The organism is Ruminococcus sporogenes, from assembly GCF_054655175.1.
Genome location: NZ_BAAHOA010000002.1, coordinates 465,668 through 475,493, shown reverse-complemented (window position 1 = coordinate 475,493; position 9,826 = coordinate 465,668). Strand labels below are relative to the sequence as shown.

Annotated in this window: 19 protein-coding genes; 14 read left to right on the top strand and 5 right to left on the bottom strand. The window is 37.9% G+C overall.

Features of this window, described 5'->3' with window-relative positions:
- Positions 1-248: 248 nt before the first annotated feature.
- A complete protein-coding gene (locus tag ACYQ0N_RS08845) occupies positions 249-578 on the bottom strand; it encodes a helix-turn-helix domain-containing protein (protein WP_460162321.1) in 330 nt (109 codons plus the stop codon).
- 188 nt (positions 579-766) lie between these two features.
- On the opposite strand from ACYQ0N_RS08845, the gene ACYQ0N_RS08840 reads away from it, so the two are divergent.
- Together ACYQ0N_RS08840 and ACYQ0N_RS08835 are read left to right on the top strand one after the other, a co-directional pair.
- Complete coding sequence (locus tag ACYQ0N_RS08840) at positions 767-970, top strand: helix-turn-helix domain-containing protein (RefSeq protein WP_460162322.1); 204 nt, start codon at positions 767-769, stop codon at positions 968-970.
- A 21-nt stretch (positions 971-991) separates the two neighbouring features.
- A complete protein-coding gene (locus ACYQ0N_RS08835; RefSeq protein ID WP_460162323.1) occupies positions 992-1,720 on the top strand; it encodes a BRO-N domain-containing protein in 729 nt (242 codons plus the stop codon).
- A 29-nt stretch (positions 1,721-1,749) separates the two neighbouring features.
- Here the strand turns inward: ACYQ0N_RS08835 and ACYQ0N_RS08830 are convergent, their stop codons facing one another.
- Together ACYQ0N_RS08830 and ACYQ0N_RS08825 are read right to left on the bottom strand one after the other, a co-directional pair.
- Entirely contained in the window at positions 1,750-2,646 is an 897-nt protein-coding gene (locus ACYQ0N_RS08830; protein ID WP_460162453.1) for an Ltp family lipoprotein, read from the bottom strand.
- A gap of 315 nt (positions 2,647-2,961) precedes the next feature.
- Complete coding sequence (locus tag ACYQ0N_RS08825; protein WP_460162452.1) at positions 2,962-3,303, bottom strand: helix-turn-helix domain-containing protein; 342 nt, start codon at positions 3,301-3,303, stop codon at positions 2,962-2,964.
- A gap of 243 nt (positions 3,304-3,546) precedes the next feature.
- On the opposite strand from ACYQ0N_RS08825, the gene ACYQ0N_RS08820 reads away from it, so the two are divergent.
- Complete coding sequence (locus ACYQ0N_RS08820) at positions 3,547-3,756, top strand: hypothetical protein (protein WP_460162451.1); 210 nt, start codon at positions 3,547-3,549, stop codon at positions 3,754-3,756.
- Positions 3,757-3,767: 11 nt separating this feature from the next.
- Entirely contained in the window at positions 3,768-3,938 is a 171-nt protein-coding gene (locus ACYQ0N_RS08815; protein WP_460162450.1) for a hypothetical protein, read from the top strand.
- Here ACYQ0N_RS08815 and ACYQ0N_RS08810 read toward each other — a convergent pair.
- Both ACYQ0N_RS08810 and ACYQ0N_RS08805 read right to left on the bottom strand, forming a co-directional pair.
- The gene (locus ACYQ0N_RS08810; protein ID WP_460162449.1) at positions 3,935-4,114 is read right to left on the bottom strand and encodes a hypothetical protein; all 180 of its coding nucleotides are present in this window, start codon (positions 4,112-4,114) and stop codon (positions 3,935-3,937) included. The genes ACYQ0N_RS08815 and ACYQ0N_RS08810 overlap by 4 nt on opposite strands.
- Before the next feature lie 245 nt (positions 4,115-4,359).
- Positions 4,360-5,028 carry a DUF4145 domain-containing protein gene (locus tag ACYQ0N_RS08805; protein ID WP_460162328.1) on the bottom strand — a complete coding sequence of 223 codons (669 nt, stop codon included), beginning with the start codon at positions 5,026-5,028 and terminating at the stop codon, positions 4,360-4,362.
- Between the two features lie 108 nt (positions 5,029-5,136).
- On the opposite strand from ACYQ0N_RS08805, the gene ACYQ0N_RS08800 reads away from it, so the two are divergent.
- The 10 genes from ACYQ0N_RS08800 to ACYQ0N_RS08755 all read left to right on the top strand — a co-directional run bounded on the left by ACYQ0N_RS08800 (position 5,137) and on the right by ACYQ0N_RS08755 (position 9,805).
- The gene (locus ACYQ0N_RS08800) at positions 5,137-5,349 is read left to right on the top strand and encodes a hypothetical protein (RefSeq protein WP_460162329.1); all 213 of its coding nucleotides are present in this window, start codon (positions 5,137-5,139) and stop codon (positions 5,347-5,349) included.
- 17 nt (positions 5,350-5,366) lie between these two features.
- The gene (locus tag ACYQ0N_RS08795; protein WP_460162330.1) at positions 5,367-5,579 is read left to right on the top strand and encodes a hypothetical protein; all 213 of its coding nucleotides are present in this window, start codon (positions 5,367-5,369) and stop codon (positions 5,577-5,579) included.
- A gap of 4 nt (positions 5,580-5,583) precedes the next feature.
- A complete protein-coding gene (locus ACYQ0N_RS08790; RefSeq protein WP_460162331.1) occupies positions 5,584-5,835 on the top strand; it encodes a helix-turn-helix domain-containing protein in 252 nt (83 codons plus the stop codon).
- Positions 5,832-6,077, top strand: a complete 246-nt coding sequence (locus tag ACYQ0N_RS08785) for a hypothetical protein (protein ID WP_460162332.1) — start codon at positions 5,832-5,834, stop codon at positions 6,075-6,077. Before ACYQ0N_RS08790 ends, ACYQ0N_RS08785 begins: the two co-directional genes overlap by 4 nt.
- A gap of 109 nt (positions 6,078-6,186) precedes the next feature.
- Positions 6,187-6,870 carry an LbetaH domain-containing protein gene (locus ACYQ0N_RS08780; RefSeq protein ID WP_460162333.1) on the top strand — a complete coding sequence of 228 codons (684 nt, stop codon included), beginning with the start codon at positions 6,187-6,189 and terminating at the stop codon, positions 6,868-6,870.
- Between the two features lie 38 nt (positions 6,871-6,908).
- The gene (locus tag ACYQ0N_RS08775; RefSeq protein WP_460162334.1) at positions 6,909-7,076 is read left to right on the top strand and encodes a hypothetical protein; all 168 of its coding nucleotides are present in this window, start codon (positions 6,909-6,911) and stop codon (positions 7,074-7,076) included.
- 15 nt (positions 7,077-7,091) lie between these two features.
- Positions 7,092-7,745, top strand: coding sequence for a lambda-exonuclease family protein (locus ACYQ0N_RS08770; RefSeq protein WP_460162335.1), 654 nt, complete (start codon positions 7,092-7,094; stop codon positions 7,743-7,745).
- 9 nt (positions 7,746-7,754) lie between these two features.
- Complete coding sequence (locus tag ACYQ0N_RS08765) at positions 7,755-8,621, top strand: DUF1351 domain-containing protein (protein ID WP_460162336.1); 867 nt, start codon at positions 7,755-7,757, stop codon at positions 8,619-8,621.
- Positions 8,608-9,339: a phage recombination protein Bet gene (gene bet / locus ACYQ0N_RS08760; protein ID WP_418830969.1), complete on the top strand. Its 732-nt coding sequence runs from the start codon at positions 8,608-8,610 to the stop codon at positions 9,337-9,339. Before ACYQ0N_RS08765 ends, bet begins: the two co-directional genes overlap by 14 nt.
- Positions 9,332-9,805, top strand: coding sequence for a single-stranded DNA-binding protein (locus ACYQ0N_RS08755; protein ID WP_460162337.1), 474 nt, complete (start codon positions 9,332-9,334; stop codon positions 9,803-9,805). Before bet ends, ACYQ0N_RS08755 begins: the two co-directional genes overlap by 8 nt.
- The last annotated feature ends 21 nt before the right edge of the window (positions 9,806-9,826 follow it).

Below are 9,826 nucleotides of genomic sequence, written 5' to 3'. Positions count from 1 at the left end.
TTGTTTTTTTCCGCACCAATTGCAAAAAAGGGAATCATCCGGTATTTCTTTCTTACACTTTATACAAAGCATGTTTAACGCTCCTTTACATGTTAATATTGCACAAAAAAGCACTGTTGAAACCCACTTCCAAATTTTACTGCGACAGTATACGCGTATTTCACGACAACGCTATTGCAATCCTGAAATTCATGAGTATAATAAAAAATGTAATCATGATTCGACAATAAATCGAAAGGAGGCAACGATTAATCTTCAGTATCTATCCCCAGCAGTTTATCTACTGCCGATTGCATTTCCGGGTGGCTTCGGTAAGAATCAACGAGTTTCTTTTCTTTTATATTAAAATTGGATTCTAATTCATTGCTAAGTAAATTGTTTTTTCTTGAATCACTTCTACCGATAAGATAATCAATAGAGACCTCAAAATAGTTTGCTAGTGATATAAGCATTTCAGAATTAGGCTCCCTCAATTCCTTTTCATAGTTAACATAAGTTGTATAAGGGATTTTTAAAGCGTCAGCAACTTCCCTCATATTCATTTGCTTTTCTTCCCTGAGCATTTTAATCCTATTCATATATTCGTACCACCCTTCTTAATTTGATTATACACAAATTGAGTAAGTGTGTCAATAGGATGTTTTCTAATTGGGTAAATAATACAAATTAATAGTATTCATTTTGGGTATTATGCATATTGACAACTGCCCGAAATGAGTATAAACTATAAATATACCCGAAACGAGTAGACCAAGGAGGTGATTTTATGTATCCTAACATTGAGGCTGAAAGAGCAAGAAATGGCTTGACAATAACTCAGCTTGCAAGTCTTCTGGGGGTAAGCAGAAAATCATATTACAACTGGAGGATAAAAGGCAAAATCCCCCAGAATAAGCTTTTAAAAATGGCGGATATTTTTGGAGTGCCCGTTGACTATTTGTTAGTTCAAAAAGAATCAAAGTCCGCATAGCGGCAGAAAGGAAAAATTGAAATGAATGAAATTAAAATTTTTGAGAACACCGAGTTCGGCTCTGTTCGCGCAATTGCTATTGAAGGTGAGCCATACTTTGTAGGCAAGGATGTTGCTGAAATTCTTGCCTATGCAAATCCACGTAAAGCTATCATCGACCATGTGGATGAAGAGGACAAGACGGATGGGGTAACGATTCGTGACTCCATAGGAAGAGAACAAAATCCTGTGTGTATCAACGAGTCCGGTCTTTACAGTCTTATTCTTTCGAGCAAAATGCCAAATGCGAAAAAGTTCAAACATTGGGTAACAAGTGAAGTATTACCGTCAATTCGCAAAACAGGAAGCTATCAAGTCCCGCAGTCCAATACTGATAAATCCAAGAGTTTGGAAGTCAAAGAAATGAATGCTCGCGTTAGGATGTCCAATCAATATTTAAAGCTTGCTTCGGTCAATACTCTTTCGGAGCAGTATAAAAATATTCTGGTGGCTAAGTCGGCGGAAGTTCTTGCCGGAAAACCGTTGTTACCTTTACCGAAGTCGGAACAGAAAATGTATTCGGCCACTGAAATCGGTGAAATGTTTAATGTATCGGCTCAAAAGGTTGGGCGGATTGCAAATGCTTACGAATTAAAAACCGACGAATACGGAGAGTTCTATCGCGATAAGTCTCCGTACTCCAGTAAGGAAGTTGACGCGTTTAGATATAACGATAAAGCTGTGGAGCGATTCAGAAAGCTTTTGTTATAAAAACTCCCCGATGTTAGTCGGGGAGGGGATTATTCTAAATGATCAATGGCGTATTGTGCTTCTTCTTCGGTAAACTGCTCGCCATATTCTGAAATTAACTGGTCATAAATAGCGTTTTTAGACATAGCCATGCTATCTTGATATGTTTTTGCTTTTTCTAATGCGTTATTTTTGTAGTCTGCTTTCAAATTTTCAACTGCATAATTTGCGGCATCTTCTGAAAAGCCCTCGCCATATTCAGATGTTAGCTGTTCATATATAGCAGCTTTTGACATATGTAAACTATCACTATATGTTTTTGCTTTGACCAGAGCGTTAGAATATTCTTTAGGAACAGAATTTTCGGTTTCTTTTTCTAAATCAATTTCCTTAATTTCAATTGATTCTATTATCTGGTCTTTTAATTGAGTTTCTATATCACTTGAGATCATAATGGTGTAAATGCTTCCGTTGGTAATAAAAGTGTATTCAATTGTATCCTTGCCATTTGATACAAAAGCATTAACATCGTCTATCTTGAGGAGACTATAATCATTGATATTACCCTCGGACTTTAGACTTTCCGCGAATGTGACTAAATCTGAGGCTGTATATGTGAAATTCGTATCTGATATGTTTGAGATTACCATTACCCATGAATTAGGCAAGTAAAAACGATTTATTGAGCCATCGTCATCCCTTACCCAATTGCTGTTAACTTTATATGATACATTATCGTCCAAGTTTATTGTTAAATCAAGAGCATATTGATTTTCAGTTGTTTCTTCTGTGAGAAATTCCGTAGTTAATTCTTCTGTTACGGCTTCCGTTGTTTCTGCGATAGTTTCTTCTATAGAGCTATCCTTATCATCAGAATTACACCCCAAAAGACAAAAGCTCAGCGACAGCGACGTTAAAATGCAAGCAAATTGTTTTATTTTTTTCATCGTGTAATATCCCCCTTATCATATTATTTAAATGCAATTTAATGATAACATAAATTGACAAATAAATCAATTTGCAATTAGCAATAAATAACAATTAGATTTTTGTCAAAATTATACAAAAATCTACAATTTAAGAAAATTCGTTCGATTTTCTATTGACATATTAGAACGGCTGTTCTATAATATAGATATTAAAACATATGTTCCGTTAAGGAGGATTTATAATGACAGAACAAGAGTATAAAAAAATGCTTATAGAAAATATTTTGAATAAATTTGATAAGCTAAATAAAATAAAAAAAGAGAAAGAGCGTCTTACTCCTGTTTCTCTTTCCAAATAAGATAATCCATAAACTTATCAATTTCTTCAAGGTCTTTTATGCTTAAGCTTTCTAATTTTAATCTTAAAGCGTCTCGTTCATCTATGATGGGCGAGGCGTTTTTTTCTTTGGTTGATTTAAATTCCGAATAGAATTCTTCTGGATCACATTCTAAATATTCACATATTTTTAGAAATTTTTCAATTTCTACCTTGCTGTTATCTCTAAGTATAATACTACTTAAAGTTGTTTTCGGTATATCTATGGCTTTCGCCAATTCTGATTGCTTCACATTTTTTTCTTTCATTTTTTGTTCAAGTAATTTACCGAATCCCATTTACTCACCTCCAAAGTATTGTCTTAATTATACTATTGACTTGAAAAAAATGCAATACTATTGTACGAATATTCGGATAAAATTGTAAATATTCGTACAATATGTGCAAAATTGCATACAAAATTTGTGCATAAAGTAGAAGTACGCAAATTCGGATAATTGTGCTTGACAACGTACTCATATTCGTATATAATATAGATACAGAACGAAAATGCGTTCAAAAAAATACGGAGGTGAATAAATATGTACTCAAATTTACTTGATGAATTAAACAAAAAGGGAATATCAATTAATGCGGCCGCAAAAATAATCGATATGCCGGAAGCTACTTTAAGAACTAAGATTCAAAGTCGCAGTTTTGACGTTGACGAAGCTTTTGCACTGAGGGATAATCTTTTCCCCGAATTTGATATGAGGTATTTGTTTAAAAAAGACAACACAAAATCAGCGTAGGAGAAAGAATTATGAAAGAGTTAAAAAAATGCGAGCCTACAGTTGAACAAACTCTTATTGCTCAAATCAAGCACCTTAGAGAATGTCAACTTAAGTTAGGCTCACATCGTTCAAGAAAATATGCAAAGCTAACTAAGCAGATTCTTGAAATTGCGAAAGTATTGTCCTCGTGCGAGTATTAAAGTATAGTTTTTGACTTGGGCTTATTTTCCTTTAAAACTTTGTTTATTTCTTCTGAAATGTCTATGTATTTCTTTGTAAATTCTTCAACGGAAAGAGAAGAAATATCACAAGTCTTTTCCATGTATGCAAGTGTCAGCTTGTCTACACGGTCACGGAGCTGATTAAATTCAGACATAGTCGCACCCCCTCTCAAATTAATGTATTAATTATACCATAATTTGACATTGGGGACAAGAAATCAAGTCAACGTAATAAGAAAGGAAAATGTTATGGTAACGCCAAGAGGATGTGATAGCGCAAAAGTTATTTCTGTTATTGTGACAAGGGCTTTAAAAGGCTCAGGAACAGAAAATGACCCCGTGCGAGAGGTCATTCAGTATTGGGATTTTGACGGCAATCTTTTAGCCGAACACGATAGTGTTAATGAGAAGTCTTGATGATTTTTTTATCTTCGTCAATTTTAATGATATCTTCATACAGTTGTTCGGTTTCATAACGTCTGATATACCAATCATTAATCAGAAGCTCAATAAGTTTTACGAGTTTATGCGCTTCATCGGTGTCGATATCAACAATTAAGTTTATATCTTTCTCCATATGAGCGCCGATATTTCCAATTCTTCTGACACCGTCAATTACTTTCCATTGAGAGGGATGTATCTTATCTTTTAACGCATCGATTTCATCAACAAGTCTTGATTTAGATATTCCCCAGAAATCTCTTATTATTCCTTGCAAACAACGCCTTGACAGAGTGGCGGAAGCCTTAGGGCTTAAATTCAAGATGGCATACGCCTCTTCATAGTCTTGACGAATTGCTAAAGGAACATAATCGGGGAATTTAATTGCAGTTGTTTGTGGAAGTATATCAACGTGCAAATCTGATAAATCAGAAGACAATCCGTCACATTTAATTGATATTTTTTCACAAGACGGACATTTGTAAAAAGTGATTTTAATGCTATTAGGCAAAACGGGGGTATCTTTAACTTGCGTTGGATGAGTAATAAAATTTAAATTAAACCAATTGGACGTATCATTACTGACAGACATATTTTCCATGCAATACGGGCATTTAAAGCAAGCCAAAATAATTCACCAAACTTTCAAAATATTAGATCTTAATTATAATATGTACGGTGAAAAATGTCAATTAACACAATTCGCACTAGCGGTGTATACGAAAGGAGTAAAATTATGACACTTAAAGAATTTATTGAAACATACGAGGGATTTGATTGGGAGAACGGCGAAGTTGTTCTTATCGATCAGAGAAGAGGAAAAAATTATATTTGTACTTGCGAAAACCGCCGGCTAAAACATCCGTCCCATCCGGACTTTGAAAGAGAATATAACTTAAATGTGTATTCGCAAACACACACTTGTAAAACAATGATGATTGTTATTTAATCGGAAAGGAGAAAATCATGGAAACACGCCCAACAATGACATTAAATGAATTGACTTGTGATTTAAGGAAGTGCGGCGTAAAAACATCGCCCACAAAAGTAAAGGCCATGATTCAGCAAGGCAAATATTCCGAATTTGCAAATTCTTGCGAAATGGCTGACACAGAATTTGAGATTTACCGTAAGCCGTTTGAAGAATGGAAAAAACGAATGGGATTAAGAAAGGAGTAAAATCATGCTTTATAGCGAAGTGCCGGATATGGCAACGATAAAAGAAACGGCAAAAATATTTAAATTACCGGAGTATTTTGTAAGACAGCTCGCAAAGAGCGGAAAGGTGGTAGCCGTACAATCCGGTAGAAAAATTTTAATTAGCACGGGCAAATTTGCAGAATATTTAAACAGCTGCCATGTTGATCCGGAGGAATCTTATGAAGAGCGGGTAATCGGCATTCGTCCGATACCGGAAAGGATAATAATGAAATGAACACATACCAAAAAATCGGGACGATATGCTTAATAGGAGCGACGGCGGGCTTAGCGTTGGGACTGCTGGTGAATCCGTGGTTTTTAGCGTTGGGAGCCGCGCTTGCGGGAGCTTCCGCCGCACTGGAAATGGTCAGCGACAGTGTGAGCAGTCACAAAGTAAAAGTGATAGTGGTAGACGCGGGAGAAGCCCAGGAAGAACAATGGTATAAGGATCAGCAGTATGACTTTATGCTTAGGTAAAGGAGGTTTAATTTATGAGTACGCAAAAGAATACCGCCCGCACTGATGGCACAGTAGCGGACGGAAATAAAAAATATTAACAATGCTATTATAACATAGCGGAGAGGAAATGTCAAGTATGAAAAAGTATGAATTAACGAAAGAGACAAAAGTAATAGGCGGTAAAACGCTTTTCAGAATAAGAGCGTTAAGATCATTCGGGGATATTAAAGCCGGAGATTTAGGAGGATTTATTGAAAACGAACGTAATTTAAGCCATGAAGGAAACGCTTGGGTTGGCGGTGATGCTCAGGTTGGCGGTAACGCTCGGGTTGGCGGTAACGCTCGGGTTGGCGGTGATGCTCAGGTTGGCGGTAACGCTCAGGTTGGCGGTAACGCTCAGGTTGGCGGTAACGCTCAGGTTGGCGGTAACGCTCAGGTTGGCGGTAACGCTCGGGTTAACGGTAACGCTTGGGTCGACGGTGACGCTTGGGTTGGCGGTTACGCTTGGGTTGGCGGTTACGCTCGGGTTAACGGTTACGCTCGGGTTGGAGGATACGCTCGGGTTAGCGGTGATGGGCTGATTAACAGTAATAATGATTATCTTTGTGAAAAGGGACTCGGATCTCATAATAGATCCGCCAGTTTCTTTAAATGCAAAGACGGACATATACACGTTTTATGCGGGTGTTTTAGTGGGAATCTCGACGAGTTCGAAAATAAGGTAAAGGAAGAACACGGTAACAGTAAATACGCCAAAGAATATTTAGGCTTTATTGAAGTTGTAAAGACGCATTTTGAAGTGCGGCAATGACTGAACGACCGTGAGTAACTAAGGAGGAAATGTCAAGCATGAAAGAAAAAAATATATATAAAAGTATAATCAAAGACGTTATCATAGCGTCAGGCGGGGAAATAACAGACGAATGCTTTAATAAACTTAAACTTCTTTTTTCTAAATACAATCTGGCTCTTTCTATGGAGGAAATGACGGAGGAAGATTACAATGAATCTGTATAAAATAAAGGAGTTATCATGATTATTGCTGATCCAAAAAACCGAGAGGAGTGGCTGAACGCAAGAAAAAAAGGTATCGGCGGGAGCGACGCCGCATGTATCATAGGCTTAAACAAATACAAAAGTAATGTGCGCCTGTGGGACGAAAAAGCCGGTTTGCAGAAACCGGAGGACGTATCAGAAAAGCCGGCCGTCATATACGGCAAGGAAGCGGAAGCCGCGGTAAGACGCCTTTTCATTCTTGACCACCCTGAATATGACGTAAAATATCATGAATATCGGATGTATGCCGATAAGGACCATCCGTATATATTTGCTACTCTGGACGGAGAACTTACCGATACGCGAACTGGCAGACAAGGCGTTCTTGAAATCAAAACCGCTACTATTCAAAATCCGATACAGTGGAAGGATTGGAGCGATGAATCAATGCCTGAAAGCTACTACATACAGGCGCTTCACCAACTTATAGCAACCGGCTGGAGCTTTTCCATTCTTCGCGCATATATAAGATATTTCAAAAATGATTCGCTGCGCGCAGTCGTAAAGGAATACAGCGTCGACCGGAAGGACGTTATGGACGATATCGAATATCTGATTGAAAAAGAATCACAGTTTTGGGAATCTCTTCAGTCGGGAAAAAGGCCGGCGCAAATTCTGCCGGATATTTAAGGAGGATATATGGATTTTTTAGTTAAAACTGATCTTGGCGCATTTCCTCAGAGCATAGATTTCAATTTTGAGGAAATAAAATCAGAGCTTGAAGAAAAACTTATAAAATACAAAAATCTCGTTGTGACTGAAGACGGAATAAAAGCCGCAAAGGCCGATAAGGCAAAGCTTAATAAGCTGGCGGCGGCAATTGAGGACAAACGCAAGGAAATCAAGTCGGTATGCCTTGCTCCATACAATAACTTTGAAGCGCAATGCAAGGAATTAGTATCTCTTATCAAGGCTCCCGTTATTGCAATTGACACTCAGATCAAGGAGTTCGAGGAGATAAAAAAGCAGGAAAAATACAACGAACTGAAAACGTATTTTAATGAGAATGTAAAAGAACTTGCAGAGATCGTTTTATTTGATAAAATATTAAACCCCAAATGGGCAAACGTTACAATAAAAACGGATACGTTGAAAAATGAGATCGGAGATACCATCGACCGGATCCGCGAGGAATTGGCAACTATAAACGACCAATATTCAGACGTGTCTTATAAATCGGCTATTTTGTCAGAGTATTGCAAAAATTACGATTTAAGTAAAACGCTTGTATATGCTGCACAATTAAAAAAAGAAACGGAAATCCAAGCGAAGGCGTTAAATACAGAAAAATCTAAACCGGTACAGCCGACAGTGATATCAGATACGCAGCAAGTTATTCCGGGAATGGAAAAAGATATAGCGGCCGATTCGGTCGGAACAGCTTCGTTTCGGGTTGTTTGTACTCGCAGTCAGATAATAAGTTTAATGAACTTTATGAGAAATAACGGTATAAAATTTGAAACAATCAAGAAAGAGAAAGAGGTTAAAGAAAATGGCAGTAAATAATTCATTGGTTAAATCTAAATCAGATTCAAATCCGCTTGAAATTACTTTTAAAGCAGGAAACGCTGATGTCAAGCTAAGTCCGAACACCGTAAAAAAATATCTTGTTTCAGGCGACGCGGATAAAGTTACAACACAAGAGATTGTAATGTTTATCAACCTTTGCAAATATCAGGGCTTGAATCCATTTTTACGAGAAGCTTACCTGATTAAGTACGGCAATCAACCGGCTACAATAGTAACCGGAAAAGCAGCCTTTGAAAAGCGCGCGGCAAGATGCGATAAGTACAAAGGCTTTGACGCGGGAGTTGTGGTATATAGCCCTGATATCGGTATTGAAAACAGAACTGGAACAATTGTGCTGCCTGATGAACAATTATTAGGAGGTTGGGCTGAGGTTTATGTTGACGGATATGATAAGCCTGTAAAAGCTTCCGTATCACTTGACGAATACATAGGCAAAAAAAAGGACGGTACTATCAACGCGCAGTGGGCGTCAAAACCGGCTACTATGATACGCAAGGTTGCAAAAATGCAGGCGTTAAGAGAGGCTTTCCCGGACAATTTTGAAGGAATGTACGGAGCGGAAGAAATGAATATTGAAGAACCGATCGGCAACGCGCCAATTGATGCGGAATTATATGAATCGCCTGTTCAGGAGCCTGCTTTGGAAAATGAAATAGACGACTTTACAAGCTTAATGGAGGATCAAAATGCTTAACAAAGTAATAATAATGGGTCGGCTTACAGCCGATCCTGAATTAAAGCAAACCCCGTCGGGAATAGCGACGTGCAGGTTTTCGGTGGCGGTAAACAGGAATTATACTTCTAAGGAAACCGGTGAAAGGCAGACTGATTTTATAAATGTCGTGGCATGGCGCAATACGGCTGAATTTATCAACAGATATTTTTCTAAGGGTAAAATGATAATTGTTGAAGGAAGTTTGAGAAACAACAATTATACCGATAAGAACGGCGTTAAGCATTACTCTATGGACGTTCAGGCGGATAATGTTAACTTTGGCGAAAGTAAATCCTCCGGTGACGGCGGGAATGCTTCCGCAGCGGGTTATGCCTTCGCCGATCCGCCTAAATCGGCAGTAAGTACGGCTAATCAGGAATCGGCGGCAATAGGCGGTTTAGAGGACTTCGAGGAAATTTTAAGCGACGGAGAAGTTCCGTTTTAACGGGGTGTTTATATATGCTCC

Bases quoted from the DNA above. Each gene is read 5' to 3' on its own strand.
- ACYQ0N_RS08840 (WP_460162322.1), top strand. From the start codon at position 767: ATGTATCCTAACATTGAGGCTGAAAGAGCAAGAAATGGCTTGACAATA.
- ACYQ0N_RS08815 (WP_460162450.1), top strand. From the start codon at position 3,768: ATGAAAGAGTTAAAAAAATGCGAGCCTACAGTTGAACAAACTCTTATT.
- ACYQ0N_RS08770 (WP_460162335.1), top strand. From the start codon at position 7,092: ATGATTATTGCTGATCCAAAAAACCGAGAGGAGTGGCTGAACGCAAGA.
- ACYQ0N_RS08810 (WP_460162449.1), bottom strand. From the start codon at position 4,114: ATGTCTGAATTTAATCAGCTCCGTGACCGTGTAGACAAGCTGACACTT.
- bet (WP_418830969.1), top strand. From the start codon at position 8,608: ATGGCAGTAAATAATTCATTGGTTAAATCTAAATCAGATTCAAATCCG.
- ACYQ0N_RS08795 (WP_460162330.1), top strand. From the start codon at position 5,367: ATGGAAACACGCCCAACAATGACATTAAATGAATTGACTTGTGATTTA.
- ACYQ0N_RS08785 (WP_460162332.1), top strand. From the start codon at position 5,832: ATGAACACATACCAAAAAATCGGGACGATATGCTTAATAGGAGCGACG.
- ACYQ0N_RS08780 (WP_460162333.1), top strand. From the start codon at position 6,187: ATGTCAAGTATGAAAAAGTATGAATTAACGAAAGAGACAAAAGTAATA.
- ACYQ0N_RS08845 (WP_460162321.1), bottom strand. From the start codon at position 578: ATGAATAGGATTAAAATGCTCAGGGAAGAAAAGCAAATGAATATGAGG.
- ACYQ0N_RS08825 (WP_460162452.1), bottom strand. From the start codon at position 3,303: ATGGGATTCGGTAAATTACTTGAACAAAAAATGAAAGAAAAAAATGTG.
- ACYQ0N_RS08820 (WP_460162451.1), top strand. From the start codon at position 3,547: ATGTACTCAAATTTACTTGATGAATTAAACAAAAAGGGAATATCAATT.
- ACYQ0N_RS08755 (WP_460162337.1), top strand. From the start codon at position 9,332: ATGCTTAACAAAGTAATAATAATGGGTCGGCTTACAGCCGATCCTGAA.
- ACYQ0N_RS08830 (WP_460162453.1), bottom strand. From the start codon at position 2,646: ATGAAAAAAATAAAACAATTTGCTTGCATTTTAACGTCGCTGTCGCTG.
- ACYQ0N_RS08790 (WP_460162331.1), top strand. From the start codon at position 5,584: ATGCTTTATAGCGAAGTGCCGGATATGGCAACGATAAAAGAAACGGCA.
- ACYQ0N_RS08800 (WP_460162329.1), top strand. From the start codon at position 5,137: ATGACACTTAAAGAATTTATTGAAACATACGAGGGATTTGATTGGGAG.
- ACYQ0N_RS08765 (WP_460162336.1), top strand. From the start codon at position 7,755: ATGGATTTTTTAGTTAAAACTGATCTTGGCGCATTTCCTCAGAGCATA.
- ACYQ0N_RS08775 (WP_460162334.1), top strand. From the start codon at position 6,909: ATGAAAGAAAAAAATATATATAAAAGTATAATCAAAGACGTTATCATA.
- ACYQ0N_RS08835 (WP_460162323.1), top strand. From the start codon at position 992: ATGAATGAAATTAAAATTTTTGAGAACACCGAGTTCGGCTCTGTTCGC.